This window comes from Bacillus cereus group sp. N8 (assembly GCF_016483685.1).
Lineage (GTDB): Bacteria > Bacillota > Bacilli > Bacillales > Bacillaceae_G > Bacillus_A > Bacillus_A proteolyticus.
This window is the reverse complement of record NZ_JAEHBK010000006.1, coordinates 141,422-158,439: the sequence shown is the minus strand read 5'-3', so window position 1 is coordinate 158,439 and position 17,018 is coordinate 141,422. Positions and strand designations below refer to the sequence as shown.

Here is a 17,018-nt window from a genome sequence, read left to right as displayed (position 1 = left end):
ACAAAAAGTGACTACATCATCAACTTATCTAAAAAGAGGAAGCATCACCAAAATGTATTTTCGTAGCCGCTCCCTCAAACTTTTAGACGTCTTTTCTATAAACAATCTCCCCATCAATGACGGTCATTTCGGCCTGTACTTCTTTTATTTCTTCCGCCTCAATTTCAAAAACATCGCGGTCTAATATCGTAAAGTCTGCTTCATATCCTTTTATAATTTGTCCTCGCTTTGCTTCTTTTCCAATTGCATACGCACTTCCTGTTGTAAATAAAGAAACAGCCTCATATACCGTTAATCTTTCTTCTGGCATATAACATACGCCATCAATAAAACTTCTACGTGTAACAGCACTATATATACCTAAAAACGGATTCACTTGTTCAATTGGAGCATCAGATCCACCATTACAATGTAACCCTGCGTCCAGCAATGTCTTCCAAGCGTATGCGTAACGAAGACGATGCTTTCCTAGTTTTTCAATGACTGACGGAAAATCTGATGAAACAAAGACCGGTTGAATATCAATAATAGCTGGCAAGTGTTTCATTCTTTCAATCAACTCTTCACGAGCTAGCTGACAATGAATAATACGGTCACGTAACCCTTCTGCTGGTGGATATAATTCAAGCGCATCAATGACATATTCTAGTGATAAGTCACCGATTGTATGAATCGCAACTGGCATATGTAAGTCTCGTGCTTTCTTCACTAAACCTGCAAGCTCTTCACGTGAAAAAATCGCAACTCCATTTGTTTCCTTCGCATCTTCATACGGTTCACTTAATAAAGCTGTTCTTCCGCCAAAAGATCCATCAGAAAAAATTTTCATCGCTCCAAATTCAATATAGTGCTCATTTTCATATTCCTTTCGCTCATTCGCTACTTCATGGTGAACGAGTAAATGCGCTTTAAATGGCATTTCTTTTATAACGTGCGAAAACGCATTGTACGTTTTTTTAAAGCCACCATAATAATTTAAGTCTTCCGTATGTCCGCCAACTAATCCGTATTGCCAGCAGTCTGAAATAGCTGTTTGCAGGGCTCTTTGCAAATACGCTCCATCTATTTCAGGCTGAACATGTTTAATTAACTCTTGTCCTTGTTCATATAAAAGCCCTGTTAATTTATTTAATGAGTCCCGGCCAATTTTCCCGCCTTTCGGGTCTTGCACCGCTTCTGTTATTTTCGCTTGTTCCAATATGTATGAATTCACCCATGTCACATGACGACAAACGCGCTTTAATAAAATCGGATGCTCTTTAGAGATTTCATCTAAATCACGTACATGAACTTGTTTTGTATCTGTAAAATTATTTTCATTCCATCCTTCTCCGATAATCCAAGAGCCTTTTGGCGCTTCTTCTACTCGCTTCTGAACAAGGGTAAGCACTTCGCTATAAGATTTGCAATTTGATAGATCTAGACGAAGTAACCTCTCCCCATGGCCAATAAGGTGCATATGGCTATCAACCAGCCCTGGAATCATCGTTTTCCCTTTTAGGTCATATAACTTCACTTCTGAATATCGATTTTCTAACTCTTCTTTATTCCCCATATCAACAATGACGCCATTTTCAACGTAAATAGCTTCTACTCTTTCATTCTCTTCTCGCATAGTGTAAATGGTGCCGCCATACCAAATTTCTCCCATATACTCATCCCCTTTTTCCTTTAGTCTACGAAATTAGAGCGTATAAAAAAAGCACCATTTCGATTAAAAATGGTGCTTTTCCCAAAATTAATTTTGTTCAGTAGTAGACGTTGTAATTTGCCATTCAATGCTAAATTTATCTTTTACTTGTCCGTATGCTGGGCTCCAGAAAGTTTCTTGAAGTGGCATAATAACTTCTCCACCTTCTTGTAACTTATCGAATACCTCTTTCGCTTTTTCTGCATTACTAATTTGAATTGCGATTGTTACTTGAGATCCGATCGCATGCCCTTTACCTGGGAATGTATCAGAAATCATAAGATCCGTATTACCAACTTTTAAAGTAGCATGTAAAACGCGCTCTTTCGCTTCAGCTGGAATCGGGTATTCTGGATTTTCAGGCATATCACCAAAAGTTTGCATTACTTCTACTTTTGCATCTAACGCCTCTTTATAAAACTGTACAGCTTCTTGCCCACTACCATCTAAAACTAAGTACGGATTAATACCTAAAATCATACGGACACCTCTTTTTTTAATTTATAAAAATCGAACTTATGTTCGTTTTTATATTATCATACATGTAACATTTCATTCAACTATTTAATTCACTATTCTCAAAATTATTTTGAAGGAATCTCCATCTCTTGTTTTCTAAGTTCAATACGGCGAATTTTTCCGGAAATCGTTTTTGGTAGTTCATCTACAAATTCAATTTTGCGAGGGTATTTATATGGTGCAGTCAGTTCTTTGACGTGTTGTTGGAGCACTGGAATTAATGTTTCTTCGTTCTTTTCTATATTCTCTCTTAATACGATAAATGCCTTCACGACACTTCCGCGAATTTCATCTGGACTTGCGACAACCGCACATTCTCTTACGTATGGATGTTTTACAAGTGCATCTTCTACTTCAAACGGCCCGATTGTATAACCAGAGCTAATAATGATATCATCTCCGCGTCCTTCAAACCAGAAATAGCCATCTTCATCTTTTTTCGCCTTATCACCGGTAATATAATAATCACCGCGGAATTGCATCGCTGTACGCTCATCGTCTTTATAATATTGCTTAAAGAGGGCTGGTGTTTCAATGTGAACTGCAATATCACCAACTTCTCCTACCTGTACCGGAATACCTTCTTCATTTACGATATCAACATGGTTTCCTGGCGTTGGTTTTCCCATTGATCCTGGTCTAATATCCATCCCTTTCATTATCCCAACGAGCAATGTGTTTTCCGTTTGCCCATAACCGTCTCTTACCGTAATATCAAAATGCCTTTGGAACGTTTCAATGACTTCTCTGTTTAACGGCTCACCAGCTGATACAGCGCTATGTAACGCTTCTAAATTATACTCATTTAAGTTTTCTACCTTTGCCATTAATCTATACTCAGTCGGCGTACAACAAAGCACATTCACCTTATTATCGCCTAATAAACTCAAATACGTTTTCGGTTCAAATTTACCATGGTATACAAATCCAGTTGCACCTGAACCGAGAGTTGCTACAAACGGGCTCCAAATCCACTTTTGCCAGCCAGGACTAGCTGTTGCCCATACAACATCATTCTCTTCAATTCCGAGCCAATTTGGGGCACTCGTACGTAAATGAGCGTATGCCCACGCATGCGTATGAACGACACCTTTCGGATTTCCTGTCGTCCCTGACGTGTAAGATAAAAAGACCATATCTTCTTTATCTGTCTTCACCATTTCTAACATGTCACTTTCTGTTTCTAATGCTGTTTTTAAATTCGTCCAACCATCTACTGAACGCTCGCTCAAGACGAATTTTTGAAGAGATTCCACCGCTTCTACGCCGTCAAATTGTCCAATATACGGTTCGTAACTTACGATAGCCTTTACTTCTCCGTGCCCAATACGATACTCAATATCTTTTTTACGCAACATTTCTGAGCTTGGAATAACGACAAATCCTGCTTTAATCGCAGCAATATACGTCATGTAAGCTTCAATTAAGCGCGGCATCATAATAAGGAGCTTGTCCCCTTTTTGTAAGCCACTTTTTATAAAAGCGTTTCCAATTCTATTCGCACCTTGCATTAATTCAAAATATGTAATCTCTCGTCTATTCCCTTTATCATCTTGCCAAATTAAAGCAAGCTTCTCTTTATCATTCGTATATTTCTCTATTTCCGAAACTAAATTATAAGACGGCGGCGCCAACAATTCCTCTCTCTTCATAAACATCCTCCTTTATTTCTATGCCTCTCTTATATAATAAAGAATTTTCAGTAAATTTTGAACCCTCTTCTTTTGACAATTTTTTTATATTTATGTCGAACCGTTGAATAAATTTATATCGATTTATTGATAAATAACGACAAAAAAGAAAGAGCGGGAGAACCCGCTCTTTCTAAGCCATCGTATATGGGATTATTTTTGGTAACCGCCTAATTGTTGCTCAGCTAGTGAAACTAGACGTTTAGTGATTTCGCCACCAACAGAACCGTTAGCGCGAGATGTTGCATCAGCTCCAAGTTGAACACCAAACTCTTGAGCGATTTCGTATTTCATTTGATCTAATGCTGCTTGAGCACCAGACACTGCTAATTTATTTGTGCTTGCCATGTTGTATCACCTCCTTGTGAGTATAGAGTGTGATAAACAACATGACTTCATACACATTTGAATGTGGTAATTTATGGGTTTAGAAAAGTTCTTCGAATTTTTCTTCTTCCGCCACTACTTCTACTGTTTGTAATACCATTGTTTCTTTGTTCGCTACAGCCTCTTCAATTAACGGCGCGAAATCGTACTTCGCTTCAAAACGATTTGCTTTCTCACGCTTCGGTTTCGTCGATGGGCTTGCTGGCGTGAATACTGTACAGCAATCTTCATATGGACGAATTGAAATATCGTACGTTCCGATTTCTTCTGCAATTTTAATAATCTCTAATTTATCCATCGTAATAAGCGGACGAATAACAGGATAGTTTGTTACTTCATTAATCGTATGCATACTATCTAACGTTTGGCTCGCTACTTGTCCAAGACTTTCACCAGTTGTAATCGCAAGTGCGTTACGCTCCTCTGCGATACGCTCTGTAATACGCATCATCATACGACGCATAACCGTCATAGAATAGCTAGATGGAATTTCTTTATTAATCGTTTTTTGCACTTCAGTAAATGGAACAAGGTGAAGTGTTACGCGTTTACAGTATTTCGTTAACTCTTGTGCTAAATCGATTACTTTTTGTTTCGCGCGCTCACTTGTGAAAGGTGGGCTATGGAAGTGAACTGCTTCCACAGATACGCCGCGTTTCATCGTTAAGTAAGTTGCTACCGGGCTATCAATACCACCAGAAAGGAGTACCATTACTTTTCCGCCAACGCCAACTGGTAAACCACCAGCTCCCATGTGCTCACCACACATAATATAGCTGTAACCACTGCGAATTTCTATACGTACATTCACATCTGGATTATGAACATCTACTGTGATATCCTCTGTATTTTCTAAAATGTGCCCACCGATTTCTGGAAGTAATTCCATCGTCTTCATTGGGAATCGCTTATCAGAACGGTGCACTGTAATTTTAAATGTTTTCACATCGCCTTTTACTTGTAAGAAAGCTGCTAATGCACCTTTTTTAATATCTTCTAATTCTGATGGTACTTTCATCGCTAAGTTAAACTTATGAATACCGAATACATCTTTCAATCTTTCAGAAATTGCTTCATGATCTTCACCATTTAATTGGATGTACATACGATCATGTGTTGCATCGATTTTAATATTTGGGAATTTTTTCAGTTTGAACTTCACGTTATCTTTTAATGTGCTTACAAATTTAGAACGGTTCTTACCTTTTGTCGTCATCTCTCCGTAACGAACTAAAATATATTCATATGTCATCATATTTCTTTACCTCATCACTTCATATAATTTTGGCATTGTCTCTTTAACAATACCTTCAAATTGTTTTACTTCTTCCATCGTGTTTTCCGGTGCTAGACTAATGCGGATTGCGCTTGCAGCTGCGGCATGCGGTATTCCCATTGACACTAGTACTCGGCTCACTTCATTTGCTTTTGAAGAACAAGCAGACTTCGTTGATACATATACACCATGCTCTTCTAAAGCATGAACGACCACTTCTGGTTTTAAACCAACAAATGATACATTTAAAATGTGCGGTGCCGCATATTCAAGTGACGTATTAATCGTTACATCTTCCATCTCTTTAAAGACACGGACAAGCTCTGCTTGTAAATTTTGCAAATGAACTACCTTTTCTTTCACTTGCTCCATCGTCATACGAAGTGCTTTTACCATCGCTACAATACCAGGTAAGTTTTCTGTTCCTGAACGATACTTAAGCTCTTGTTGACCACCTGATAAGATTGGATCTAACCTTACACCATCACGTACGTAAAGAAGACCTGTCCCCTTTACGCTATGAAATTTATGCCCAGATATTGAACAAAGGTCAATATGAGAAGCGTATAAATCAAGCGGTACTTTTCCTATCCCTTGCACATGGTCCACGTGGAATCTTATTTTCGGATAGTTCGATAATAATGTTCCAATTTCAGCAACAGGCTGAATCGCTCCAGTCTCGTTGTTCACGTGAATAATTGACACAAGAATCGTATCTTCACGAAGCGCTCGTTTTACATCCTCTACCGATACAACACCGTGCTCGTTAACCGGTAAATATGTTACATCAAAACCGAGATCTTCTAATTGTTTATATGCCTCAAACACAGACGCGTGTTCAATATTTGTTGTAATGATATGCTTACCGCGCGAACGATTCCTCATCGCTATTCCTTTAATCGCAAGGTTATTCCCTTCCGTTCCACCCGATGTGAAAATAATTTCAGAAGGTTTAACGTGAAGGAGCTGCGCTGCAATCGTTCTCGATTGTGTTAATAGACGCTCTGCCTCTCCTCCAAGCGAATGAATAGAAGAAGGATTTCCAAAATATTTCCCTGCAACCGTTACATACGATTGAAGAGCTTCTGGATATGGCTTTGTCGTCGCACTATTATCAAAATAGATCATCGTTCTTCCCCTTTCAGCGCTGTCACATCGTATAATCATATCATAAATACGTGTAATTACGCTAAAACTACTCAAAGGTTCCGTTATATTTTAAAACGAATAACCTTACTGTATTCCGCTATTCATTATAGCAACATCGCCTCCAAAATTACACAAAAAAACAAACCCTTTATTAAAGGGTTTGTTCATTGTCTACATATTCAGCTATTTTTTGAACAACGCCAGGTTCAAGTTGCTCTAGTACAGAAGCCGCTTGTTCTAAAGCTGCATCGTATTGATATTCACGGAATAATTTCTCCGCATAATCTAAGCTTTCTGCAAGATTCTCATCATGACTGCGGTAACGATTACCGTATTGAATTAATTTTTCAACTAAATATGCTTGTCCAATTAACTCTTCCGTCATTTCAGATACACCATTAACAGTTGTGTACGCCTCTTCTAAACTGCTATTTACAGCATTCATATTTAACGGCTTTACTTCTAATTGATCATATACAGATTGCATAGCCATTTGTCCTCTTTGTAAATCTTCCATAATGCTCTCTGGAAGACCTGGCAAATTCGACTTTTGCATAAAGCGTTTCGTTTCTAAAATTGTATTTCGCATTTCTTGTAATTTCTCACGCGCTTCAAATTCTTCTTTACGCATCGTCTGCAGCATTTCTTTATATTCTGCATGAAGTACTTTTAAAGTTTCACATTGCTCATAAACCTCTTCTAGTTCCTCACGAATAATAGAGAATGCGATATCTTGTTCAGCAACGCGTATTTGCAACACTTCAAAACGTTTCATTAAAATATGCATTTGCTTTTCAATTACTTTTTGTGACTCAATGTCTTTGTCTTGTAATTGATAACTTTGTTTTACAAGTTGTGTTTCTGCTTTCGTTTCAATTGTTTCAGTGCGAATTTCTTCTAAATCTTCATAAACAGAAAGTGTTTTTTGCTCCACATAATGTTTCGCATGCACTTCTTGTTCAAGTTGATCATAAAAACTGTCTAAACGAGTTTTTAAGTTCTCTACTTTTTCTGCTGCTTCAGTTATATGAAGCTCTTGTATATCCATTAAACATGTGTGTAGTTGTGTCGTCATATCGCGGACTTCTTTAGGAATTTCCAAATACTCTAATACATAGCCTTGTCTTATCATATCATCATGACCTTGTAATAAATCTTCCAGCTGAACTGGTAATGTCGCTTGACACTCTACTAATAAATCTGGAATTTGATGAATAATGATTTCTAAACTTGCTAAACCTTCTTCTAAACTAATAACAATTTCTCTCGCGTTTAAATAATCACCATTATCTGTTGCCTCTTCAAAAGTTTTGAACTTCTCTGATTCAACGTCTAACATCTCTTCGATTTTTTGCTCAGCTGCTCCATACATATGTCGATGAGCAAGAACGCTCTTTTTCATACTACGATATGTATCACGTAATCCTTCAATTTCCGAGCTATTTTTCTCATGGCTTTCTAACAGTTGCTGTAATTCATTTAAAATGTCTGTAATACGATTATCAGCGTCATCTAAACCACTTATGGATTCTTTCATCGCATGCTTTGCTTTGCGGAAGGAGAATTGCGAGGCGAATTTTCGCGCTTGCCCTAAATCTTTTTCTGCTTTCGGAAGAGTTGTTGATACAATTTCATCCCACTCTTCACGCCATTTACCAAACAGTTCTTCTGTTTGACCTGTCATGTTTAAATCTTTTACCCGCTTTAGTTCATCTGCCACAGGTTTATCTTTTATTTCTTGTTTCCACTGCTCTAGTGCTTCAATATCTTTATATGAACGATTTCTTATCACAAGCTCTATCATGAGCAGCACTAGAATAGAGCTTACTACAATGATAACGATCGTCAGGATAGAATCCATGCAAAAAAGCCTCCTAGTTATATCTCTTTTTTTGTCCGTTCCGTTTATGAAATGGAAGGCATTATGTATAAAAAGGGAATTCCCCTATATTTAACAACTAACAATGTACTAATCATACCATGTAATGACGTGTTTTTGACCTAGTTTTTTTTAAAATTTCATGTTTCTTTAAATGCACTTGTAATCTTTCTTAACATTCCGCTTTTTTTATTCTTCAGCCTCAAATGAATGCAATAAAGAGCACTCTTTCAGATGAGATACGAAATAAATCTTTCGCATTAGTGGTGGTTCTACAGAAATCGCACGCACGTTATCTTGCATTACCGCTTGCTGTACAGCTGTTTCCGGAACCAATGTTATACCCAGTCCAGCTCCTACCATCGCAATCATCGGTTCTGCATAAGAAGTTTCAACTGCAATGTTCGGCTTCGTACCTATACCGTGAAACATTTTCATAATCATTTTCCTTACATCACATATTTCTGGATATACGATTAACTTTTCATTTTGCAACTCTTCTATTCGGATTACCGTTTTCTCCTTATATGGATGATCATTTGAAACAACACAAACGATTTTTTCTTCCCGCATTTCTTTTATATACGTAGCGCCTTCTACTACTGAATCAATAAACATCGCTTCAATTTTTCGCGCTTTAAATAATTCCATTAATACTTTCGTGTGCTCAATTTGCCATTCCACTTCATATGTATCCGCTAATAAGTCTTTACACTTTGATATGTAATGAGCCGCTAAACTCGGCAATATACCGATTGAAATTTTCTGCTTCTCTTGATATCCCTTCATTTCCGTTTTCACTTCACTTATTTGTTCCAAAATCGGTAACATTCTTGTTATAAATAACTCTCCAGCCTCTGTTAACTCCACTCCTTGAGCAGAACGCTTGAGTAAAGTAACCTCTAAATCTGCTTCTAACCTTTGAATTTGTTTACTAAGCGCTGGTTGGGAAATATGTAAAAGCTTACTCGCCTTTGATAAACTTCGCGTATGCTTTACTTCAATAAACGATCGTACTGCCTCCAAATCCATCGTACACACCTCTAACAAAAAGTTATAACTGTCATAAAAAATCGATATTTCCTCTTAGAAGAAATCAATCTTTATACTTATTTCATCAACTTACTATAACGAAATGTAAAGGAGAATGATACTCTTGGACAAAAAACAAATGCTACTCGGATCCATCCTCTGCTTACTTGCCGTAACTGCTTGGGGATTTATGTTTCCTGTAATGGCGAATGCTTTGCAATTTATCGATCCATTCTTCTTCACAACTATTAGATATGGATCAGCAGCTATTATTTTCCTTATACTTCTCTTAATCGCTGAAGGAAAAACTTCACTCCGCTTAGAAAAAAGAACACTTTCTTTATTCTTTTACGGAACAGTCGGTTTCGCTGGATACGGTTTTCTCGTTTTTTACGGCCAACAACTTGCCGGACCTTCCGGAGCAATCCATGCGGCTATGATTCAGTCTCTTATGCCACTTATCGCTTTATTACTGCAGTGGATAACGAAAAATCGCCGCCCAGGGCATTACACATTCCTTTGTATGTTCGTTGCATTACTCGGTGTTATGCTTGTCATTTCAAAAGGAAATATTCATTTATTATTTGGAGTAGCAAGCCACTTATCAACAAATATATTTATGTTATGCGGCGTTACTTGCTGGGTAATTTACACGAACGGTGGTACTCGTTTTCAATCTTGGTCACCACTCAGGTATACGACGTTAACTTGTTTATTCGGCTCAATTTCACTCATCATTATTGTCACTTTCTTAACTTACACAAACGTAATTACTGTACCGTCACTACGTACAATTAGGAGTGTTCGTTTTGAACTCTTTTATATGTCGATTATCGCCGGCGTTATCGCTGTATTTTGCTGGAACACGGGAAATCGATATATTTCATCTATTAACGGCATATTATTTATGAATTTAGTTCCTGTACTTGCACTTATCGGTTCCACCTTTCGAGGTTATACAGTCGACAAAATTGAAATTACCGGCGCCTCATTAACAATTATTGCGCTATTATGCAACAATTTATGGCAAAGAAAACAAGACATAAAAATCCCCACCTCAGTTCGTTAGGTGGGGATTCTTCACATATGAACAGCTCTTGGCCATTCATAGTACATATTCGCTTTATATAATGTTTGTTCCATCCATTGTTCAATTTCTTTCGTGTACATTTCTAGGAAAAATGTCTCGGACGGAAAAGAATGCAACACTTCTGATATATATTGCGGATATAAAAACGGCATATTTATCATGCCTTTTAATTGCGTCATAAACATTGTAAAAGATACCTTTTTAAACTCTTGTTTCATTTGTCCCTGTTTAATGATTTGCTCTATATAATATCTTTCTCTAGAAAAATAAACGGTCATCACTTCACGAATTAACGTCGTATCAAGCGAAAGCTCTCTATAAAAAAAACGTGTCAGTTCTCTATTATCAAATTGATATCGTAAAATCCCGCGCACCATTTGCACCATCACATCTTTAGCCGATAAATATTCGCTCTGTTCAAATGACGTTTCAATTACATGAATATATCCTTCTAAAAAATCAGTAATCAGCTGTTCTAATAACCCTTGCTTTCCAGCAAAATAATATGAAATATTCGCTACATTCACATCCGCTCGCTTTGCAATGTCTCGCACCGATGTCCCGTCATAACCTTTCGTATTAAACAACGATATTGCCGCATCAATTACTTTTTGTTTCGTCTGCTTCATGCGCTCACTTCCTCTCACTGAACAGCTATAGTTTAAATTTCTTGACTTTTAAGACAAATTCCTTTAATTTTCTATCGACAAAGTCATGTGAAATACATCGTATTTTGCTAATTTTTTACACATCTCGATAAAAAGGGAGTTGTTTCCATGTTTACAAAAGAAAGTTATGCAGGATCTCGTGAAGAGCAATATGAGACAGTAATCAAACAACTGGATGCATTATTAACTGGCGAACCAAACGTAGTCGCAAACTTATCAAATGCGTCCGCACTATTAAACCAATTTTTAGATCGCGTTAATTGGGTTGGCTTTTATGTAACAGAAGGAAATCAGCTTGTTCTTGGACCATTCCAAGGAATGCCTGCTTGCGTGCGCATTCCATTTGGACGAGGCGTTTGCGGCGTTGCAGCTGAAACGAAAACAACGCAGCTTGTAGCAGATGTTCACCAATTCCCAGGACATATCGCTTGCGACAGTGCTTCGAATTCAGAAATCGTCGTACCAATTGTGAAAGAAGGCACTGTCATCGGTGTACTTGATATCGATAGTCCTGAAAAAAATCGTTTTGACGAAGTAGATCAGCGCTATTTAGAAAAGTTTGTGGAAACACTCCTAAAACATATGTAAAAGGAAAAGAACTAGTTATCGATTGAGTACATCACGTACGAAACCGATAGCTAGTTCTTTTTTTATTGATTAACCGTAGATATTTTCTTTAACGCTTGCTCTAAATCAGAAACGATATCCTCCCACGATTCTAAACCGACAGATAAGCGTATTAAATTATCATAAATGCCCATTTCTTGTCTTAACTCAGCTGGAATCGCAGCGTGCGTCATCGTCGCTGGATGCTGAATTAACGTTTCTGTATCTCCTAAACTTACCGCAATTGTAATAAAGTGAAGGTCATTGATAAACGCTTGCGTCTCTTCTTTCCCACCTTTTACCGAAAAAGAAATCACACCGCCGCCCCGTTTCATTTGGCGAGATGCTAGTTCCCCTTCTGGATACCAAACACCTTCTACCGCATCATGATTTTTTAGGAACGATACAATTTTTTCTGCATTATCACAATGGCGGTCCATTCTTACCGCTAACGTCTTTAATCCGCGTAACAATAACCATGCATCAAATGGCGCCATAATACCGCCGATATCTTTTCGCATCGGGCGAATTTTTTCAGCTAACGCTTTCGTTTTACAAATTGTTACACCCGCTACAACATCACCGTGACCACCAATATACTTTGTCGCACTATGCACAACCGCGTCACAGCCGAGTTCAAGCGGTCTTTGTAAATAAGGTGAACAAAACGTATTATCGACAATGACAAGTAAGCCATTTCGCTTCGCAACCCGAATCACTTGTTTTAAATCAATTAATTTCATTGTCGGATTAATCGGTGTTTCAACGAAAATAAGCTTTGTATTTGGGCGAATCTTATTTTCAATATCAGCCTCTGCCTCCATATCACAAAAAGAATGCGTAATCATAAATTTTTCTTCTAACACTTCTAAAAAACCGTAAGTACATCCATATAATCCATTTGAACAAATAATATGATCTCCAGCCTTTAGAAAACCAATTAAAGTTGCTGAAATAGCTGCCATACCGGATCCGAAAGCAAGTGCTTCTTCTCCTCCTTCTAACACCGCCATACGTTCTTCAAATAATTTTACAGTTGGATTTCCAAGTCTTGAGTAAATATAAGATGGATCTACTCCCGCAAAACTCGCCTCTCCTTGCTGTGCAGTCTCAAATGTAAATGTAGACGTTTGAAATAAAGGTGGTGTTAAACTTCCTTTATGTTCCTCAGATGTATAACCGTGATGAATTAACGCTGTCTCCATATGCTTCTTTTTCATAAAAACATCCCCTTTTATGTTTTTACTGCCGCATATTCATCAACAAAAATTTGATGAACGTTTTTACCATATTTTATGTAAGCGTTTTATTTCTGTTTCTATCTCTTCTTTTATATTGTTTTAAATTCCTTCTTGTTAATTTCCAAAATTTATATGCATAAAACAAAAAGGGAGTCGCTTGACGAAACTCTGGGTAAAAGATATAATAGCGTTTGTGTAAAATAAAAAGGCAGCCTTGTAATGTGAGTTTATCGTTTGTATTTTGTTCCTCTACGGAGGTGTATCTCGTAACTCCCTGCTGCTGGAGCGAAGGTACATGAAAACAAAATGCCCGTAAATATCGATTACGTCTGTTTTTATTTTACGTAAATAAAAACATTTTTAAAGGAGGAGTCAACTATGGCTCGTTATACAGGTCCAGCTTGGAAACTGTCTCGTCGTCTTGGAATCTCTCTAAGCGGCACAGGAAAAGAATTAGAAAAACGCCCTTACGCACCAGGTCCTCACGGTCCTAACCAACGTAAGAAACTTTCAGAATACGGTTTACAATTACAAGAGAAACAAAAACTTCGTCACATGTACGGCATGACTGAGCGTCAATTCCGTCGCACATTTGACCAAGCAGGTAAAATGCCTGGTAAGCACGGCGAAAACTTCATGATCCTTCTTGAAGCTCGTCTTGACAACTTAGTTTACCGTATGGGCTTAGCTCGCACTCGTCGTGCAGCTCGCCAATTAGTAAACCACGGTCACATCACAGTTGATGGATCTCGCGTAGATATCCCATCTTACCGTGTAAAACCTGGTCAAACTATCAGCGTTCGCGAAAAATCTAACAGCCTTGTTGTTGTTAAAGAAGCGATCGAAGTTAACAACTTCGTACCAGAATACTTAACTTTCGATGCTGATAAGTTAGAAGCTACTTACACTCGTCACGCTGAGCGTTCTGAGTTAGCAGCTGAAATCAACGAAGCATTAATCGTAGAGTTCTACTCTCGTTAATCTCGGTACTCTGAAAAGAGTATTATTAAAAGCCTTAGGAACCTTGTTTATCAAGGGGCCTGGGCTTTTTTTATTTGTTATTAATAATGCAAAATAAGGCATAAAAAAGAATGTACCTGGGGCTAAGTGGGGCTAGATTGGGGCAAAAAAACATATGGCTGGCGTGTGTATAGAAATGGGTAAATGTAAACAAAATAATAAAAAGCTCTGTAGATCCATAGTACATTTATCTTATTTGTAGTTAATAACTATTAGCCCTTCTTTTCTTCAAAATGTTTCATTGTTCTTTTATCCACATAAGCAAAAAACTCTCTGCTTCTAATACTGGAAAATACCACTTTCCACCTATTTTGTATTTCGGAAAACGTTCATCATAAAAGAATTTCTCCTTTATTGTGTTTTCACTCATACTCGTTTGCTTACATAGTTCTTTCATATCCCAGAATGTTTTTCTTTGTTCAATTTGATCTAGACGTTTTCGTAACTCTTTCAAGAAAAGTTCTTCAATTTTACGTTCATCTATCTTAATATCAAACATATTATTTACCTTCTTTCAATTCCTCATCTTTAATTGTCATCCCACCCATTGTTAGTGACGTGATTTTAATTGTTTTACTATGTTCCCTAGACAAGATACTCTCGAATATTGGCTTTAATTTACGTAGTTTTTCTTCTGTAATCTCAATAGTCCAGTTATTCATTAACATTAGCCTCATTCATATTTTTCAATTCATTTTCCTTATTTCGCTGTTCCAATCTCCTTTGTAGGATTAACTCCCGTGCAGCTGGTATCAACGGTGTTAAAAACTTTTTCCATTGTTCTTTTGTAAGAATTACTTTTACCACATATCAATTTTCATCATGAATGATCTGTTCTTTCTCCATCCGATTCACCTCTTTTCTTTTTATTTCCCTTATAAATAAATTTGGTATGTAGCTTTCCGTTTTCCAAGACAAAACTTCATCATAATTAATCGTTTCTACTTCCTCACCAATTCGCCAATATCCCTCACGAAGTAGAAAGTCAGAGAAACCTTCTGAAATCGGTAATTCATAGCCATCTAAAGTTATTCCAGTCACCTCAATACCCTCTCTAATTATCATTTAATCGCCCTTTCAGTTTGAATAGGGATAAGTTCGCTTTGAGGCATGTTAATACCTTTACAAAAATAATAAGTTGCGTAAACAACTTCTTTGATAAAGAGTTTATGGAAGCATAAAAAGCTCCCAAACGCCGAGGAACCAATAAGGGGATTTTTTCAAAAAGCATGCAGTGCGGGCTTCTCTACACCGTAATACATGTTTTCATATTGTTCAAACACTCAAAATTTCTCTTAAGGATGGGATATTTGTATATCTTATTCATGTAATTTATGTTATGGTTTCATATGTTAATTAATTACAATTCATTTAAAAAGGAGTATACATAATGAAAGCAAGGAAACTAATATGTTTTTTAGCATTACCACTTATTTTAGTAGGATGTTCTAAGGACAATGCAGAAGAGAAGAAGACTGATAATGTAAAAGTTGAAGATTATAGAAAGACTGACAGTGTACAAGATGCAGAGTCAAAGGATAAAGTTAAGACACAAGAAACTATAGATGTGGAAAAAGATAAGGAACAAAAGGTATTAGAAACAGAATCAAAAGATGAAAACGAATTAGTCAAAGAAGAAGAAGTTAAGAAAGACGAGGTTAAACCAGTATTAAGTGAAGAAGAAAAGGCAAATTTAACATTAGCTGAGTTACGTGAGTATGAGGGCAATCAAGTATTTTCAGATGTTAAACCTCCAGTAACTATTAGTCAGTTTAAAGAAGAGATTAGCACACAATCTAAGAAGTTTATGGATGCAGTAGAGGGTACTAAAACAATAATCGAAAAAGATAAGACATTAAAGACGAACAAAGAAGAGTTAAGAAAACAGTATGAAGTTGTAAAAGAACAAGCTGATAAGGTAACGGGAATCAAAGCACCTACTGACTATAGCTACTTCAAAGATGAACTGATTGATGAAATGAAAATAATTGTACCATCTCTAAATGGGGTATTTATAGGTCTAGACACAAATGATGAAGCAAAAGTTGAAGCCAGTAAGGTATCTCTAAATTATGGTTTAGACGACCTAAAATCAACATTAAATGAGATAGAAAAACTAGAGCAATAAATATATCAAAAGGGGTATGTGAAAATGAAACGTAAACTATTAACTTTAGCGATTCCGATGTTGTTAATAACTGGGGTAGGTTGTGAGTCAAACGATAAAAAGAAAGACGAAGTAATGGAAGCTTCTGTTAAAGAAAACAAGAAAGAAGACTATGGTAAGAATGCAACCTACTTACTTAAAGATTACACGGAACAAACGGAAGAAATACAAGACCTTGTAGATAGCAGAAAGTCTAATAAGAAGAAAGCTGAAAAGTTAAAAGAGTTATCAAAACCTTATTTCGAGTTAATTGATAAGATTGATAAATTAGATTATCCATTAGCCGAAGACAATAAAACACCAATAAAAGTAACTAAAGCAATGATATTCTCGAAATCAGGGGTAGAGAAAATGCAAACAGGTTTAGAAGAGAATGATGAAGATGCAATTGAATTCGCTAAAAAGAATTTAGACGATGCTTCTGAAATAGTAGACAAAGCAACAAAAGAACTAAGTAAAAAGAAATAACACAAAGAGGTATATGTCAATGAAACGTAAACTATTAGCTTTAGCTATTCCTGTTATGTTGTTAGCAGGTTGTACAACAGAGACATATGGGCTTACACAATCAGAGTTACGAAAAGTGGACAAAGAATATTAATC

17 protein-coding genes and 1 pseudogene are annotated in these 17,018 nt (G+C 36.9%); 5 read left to right on the top strand and 13 right to left on the bottom strand.

What is annotated here, in order from left to right; translation table 11 throughout:
- Nucleotides 1-82 precede the first annotated feature (82 nt).
- The 8 genes from JDS80_RS12260 to JDS80_RS12225 form a co-directional block, all read right to left on the bottom strand.
- On the bottom strand, nt 83-1,651 hold the full coding sequence (locus JDS80_RS12260; protein WP_199638622.1) for an amidohydrolase: 1,569 nt from the start codon (nt 1,649-1,651) through the stop codon (nt 83-85).
- An 87-nt stretch (nt 1,652-1,738) separates the two neighbouring features.
- The gene (locus JDS80_RS12255; protein WP_199638620.1) at nt 1,739-2,170 is read right to left on the bottom strand and encodes a VOC family protein; all 432 of its coding nucleotides are present in this window, start codon (nt 2,168-2,170) and stop codon (nt 1,739-1,741) included.
- A 104-nt stretch (nt 2,171-2,274) separates the two neighbouring features.
- Nucleotides 2,275-3,861 carry an acyl-CoA synthetase MbcS gene (mbcS, locus tag JDS80_RS12250; protein WP_199638618.1) on the bottom strand — a complete coding sequence of 529 codons (1,587 nt, stop codon included), beginning with the start codon at nt 3,859-3,861 and terminating at the stop codon, nt 2,275-2,277.
- A gap of 192 nt (nt 3,862-4,053) precedes the next feature.
- Nucleotides 4,054-4,248, bottom strand: coding sequence for an alpha/beta-type small acid-soluble spore protein (locus JDS80_RS12245; protein ID WP_000168891.1), 195 nt, complete (start codon nt 4,246-4,248; stop codon nt 4,054-4,056).
- Nucleotides 4,249-4,327: 79 nt separating this feature from the next.
- The gene (gene thiI, locus JDS80_RS12240; RefSeq protein WP_098499785.1) at nt 4,328-5,542 is read right to left on the bottom strand and encodes a tRNA uracil 4-sulfurtransferase ThiI; all 1,215 of its coding nucleotides are present in this window, start codon (nt 5,540-5,542) and stop codon (nt 4,328-4,330) included.
- A gap of 6 nt (nt 5,543-5,548) precedes the next feature.
- Complete coding sequence (locus JDS80_RS12235) at nt 5,549-6,691, bottom strand: cysteine desulfurase family protein (protein ID WP_071748326.1); 1,143 nt, start codon at nt 6,689-6,691, stop codon at nt 5,549-5,551.
- A 172-nt stretch (nt 6,692-6,863) separates the two neighbouring features.
- A complete protein-coding gene (ezrA, locus tag JDS80_RS12230; protein ID WP_199638616.1) occupies nt 6,864-8,573 on the bottom strand; it encodes a septation ring formation regulator EzrA in 1,710 nt (569 codons plus the stop codon).
- A 207-nt stretch (nt 8,574-8,780) separates the two neighbouring features.
- On the bottom strand, nt 8,781-9,623 hold the full coding sequence (locus JDS80_RS12225) for a LysR family transcriptional regulator (protein ID WP_199638614.1): 843 nt from the start codon (nt 9,621-9,623) through the stop codon (nt 8,781-8,783).
- Nucleotides 9,624-9,747: 124 nt separating this feature from the next.
- On the opposite strand from JDS80_RS12225, the gene JDS80_RS12220 reads away from it, so the two are divergent.
- Nucleotides 9,748-10,692, top strand: a complete 945-nt coding sequence (locus JDS80_RS12220) for a DMT family transporter (RefSeq protein WP_199638612.1) — start codon at nt 9,748-9,750, stop codon at nt 10,690-10,692.
- 11 nt (nt 10,693-10,703) lie between these two features.
- Here the strand turns inward: JDS80_RS12220 and refZ are convergent, their stop codons facing one another.
- A complete protein-coding gene (gene refZ / locus JDS80_RS12215) occupies nt 10,704-11,342 on the bottom strand; it encodes a forespore capture DNA-binding protein RefZ (RefSeq protein WP_199638610.1) in 639 nt (212 codons plus the stop codon).
- Nucleotides 11,343-11,489: 147 nt separating this feature from the next.
- Here refZ and JDS80_RS12210 point away from each other — a divergent pair, with 147 nt between their 5' ends.
- Nucleotides 11,490-11,969 (top strand): GAF domain-containing protein, encoded by a 480-nt coding sequence (locus tag JDS80_RS12210; RefSeq protein WP_199638608.1) that lies wholly within the window; start codon nt 11,490-11,492, stop codon nt 11,967-11,969.
- A gap of 62 nt (nt 11,970-12,031) precedes the next feature.
- On the opposite strand, the gene megL is transcribed toward JDS80_RS12210, so the two are convergent.
- The gene (megL, locus tag JDS80_RS12205; RefSeq protein ID WP_199638606.1) at nt 12,032-13,207 is read right to left on the bottom strand and encodes a methionine gamma-lyase; all 1,176 of its coding nucleotides are present in this window, start codon (nt 13,205-13,207) and stop codon (nt 12,032-12,034) included.
- A gap of 399 nt (nt 13,208-13,606) precedes the next feature.
- Here megL and rpsD point away from each other — a divergent pair, with 399 nt between their 5' ends.
- Nucleotides 13,607-14,209 carry a 30S ribosomal protein S4 gene (gene rpsD / locus JDS80_RS12200; protein WP_000135322.1) on the top strand — a complete coding sequence of 201 codons (603 nt, stop codon included), beginning with the start codon at nt 13,607-13,609 and terminating at the stop codon, nt 14,207-14,209.
- Nucleotides 14,210-14,486: 277 nt separating this feature from the next.
- Here rpsD and JDS80_RS12195 read toward each other — a convergent pair whose 3' ends face one another.
- The 3 genes and pseudogenes from JDS80_RS12195 to JDS80_RS12180 all read right to left on the bottom strand — a co-directional run bounded on the left by JDS80_RS12195 (nt 14,487) and on the right by JDS80_RS12180 (nt 15,313).
- Complete coding sequence (locus tag JDS80_RS12195) at nt 14,487-14,747, bottom strand: hypothetical protein (protein ID WP_151626215.1); 261 nt, start codon at nt 14,745-14,747, stop codon at nt 14,487-14,489.
- A 1-nt stretch (nt 14,748) separates the two neighbouring features.
- Nucleotides 14,749-14,910: a hypothetical protein gene (locus tag JDS80_RS12190; RefSeq protein WP_199638734.1), complete on the bottom strand. Its 162-nt coding sequence runs from the start codon at nt 14,908-14,910 to the stop codon at nt 14,749-14,751.
- A 158-nt stretch (nt 14,911-15,068) separates the two neighbouring features.
- Nucleotides 15,069-15,313, bottom strand: a pseudogene (locus JDS80_RS12180) (hypothetical protein).
- A gap of 325 nt (nt 15,314-15,638) precedes the next feature.
- Between JDS80_RS12180 and JDS80_RS12175 the strand changes: the two are divergent.
- Together JDS80_RS12175 and JDS80_RS12170 are read left to right on the top strand one after the other, a co-directional pair.
- A complete protein-coding gene (locus JDS80_RS12175; protein ID WP_199638604.1) occupies nt 15,639-16,376 on the top strand; it encodes a hypothetical protein in 738 nt (245 codons plus the stop codon).
- A gap of 24 nt (nt 16,377-16,400) precedes the next feature.
- On the top strand, nt 16,401-16,883 hold the full coding sequence (locus JDS80_RS12170) for a hypothetical protein (RefSeq protein WP_199638602.1): 483 nt from the start codon (nt 16,401-16,403) through the stop codon (nt 16,881-16,883).
- Nucleotides 16,884-17,018 lie beyond the last annotated feature (135 nt).

What these genes read in the sequence shown, in the direction of transcription:
- JDS80_RS12170 (WP_199638602.1), top strand. Translation starts at nt 16,401, where the DNA reads ATGAAACGTAAACTATTAACTTTAGCGATTCCGATGTTGTTAATAACT.
- JDS80_RS12245 (WP_000168891.1), bottom strand. Translation starts at nt 4,248, where the DNA reads ATGGCAAGCACAAATAAATTAGCAGTGTCTGGTGCTCAAGCAGCATTA.
- JDS80_RS12260 (WP_199638622.1), bottom strand. Translation starts at nt 1,651, where the DNA reads ATGGGAGAAATTTGGTATGGCGGCACCATTTACACTATGCGAGAAGAG.
- refZ (WP_199638610.1), bottom strand. Translation starts at nt 11,342, where the DNA reads ATGAAGCAGACGAAACAAAAAGTAATTGATGCGGCAATATCGTTGTTT.
- JDS80_RS12195 (WP_151626215.1), bottom strand. Translation starts at nt 14,747, where the DNA reads ATGTTTGATATTAAGATAGATGAACGTAAAATTGAAGAACTTTTCTTG.
- JDS80_RS12235 (WP_071748326.1), bottom strand. Translation starts at nt 6,691, where the DNA reads ATGATCTATTTTGATAATAGTGCGACGACAAAGCCATATCCAGAAGCT.
- rpsD (WP_000135322.1), top strand. Translation starts at nt 13,607, where the DNA reads ATGGCTCGTTATACAGGTCCAGCTTGGAAACTGTCTCGTCGTCTTGGA.
- JDS80_RS12255 (WP_199638620.1), bottom strand. Translation starts at nt 2,170, where the DNA reads ATGATTTTAGGTATTAATCCGTACTTAGTTTTAGATGGTAGTGGGCAA.
- mbcS (WP_199638618.1), bottom strand. Translation starts at nt 3,861, where the DNA reads ATGAAGAGAGAGGAATTGTTGGCGCCGCCGTCTTATAATTTAGTTTCG.
- JDS80_RS12190 (WP_199638734.1), bottom strand. Translation starts at nt 14,910, where the DNA reads ATGAATAACTGGACTATTGAGATTACAGAAGAAAAACTACGTAAATTA.
- thiI (WP_098499785.1), bottom strand. Translation starts at nt 5,542, where the DNA reads ATGATGACATATGAATATATTTTAGTTCGTTACGGAGAGATGACGACA.
- JDS80_RS12225 (WP_199638614.1), bottom strand. Translation starts at nt 9,623, where the DNA reads ATGGATTTGGAGGCAGTACGATCGTTTATTGAAGTAAAGCATACGCGA.
- JDS80_RS12210 (WP_199638608.1), top strand. Translation starts at nt 11,490, where the DNA reads ATGTTTACAAAAGAAAGTTATGCAGGATCTCGTGAAGAGCAATATGAG.
- ezrA (WP_199638616.1), bottom strand. Translation starts at nt 8,573, where the DNA reads ATGGATTCTATCCTGACGATCGTTATCATTGTAGTAAGCTCTATTCTA.
- JDS80_RS12175 (WP_199638604.1), top strand. Translation starts at nt 15,639, where the DNA reads ATGAAAGCAAGGAAACTAATATGTTTTTTAGCATTACCACTTATTTTA.
- megL (WP_199638606.1), bottom strand. Translation starts at nt 13,207, where the DNA reads ATGAAAAAGAAGCATATGGAGACAGCGTTAATTCATCACGGTTATACA.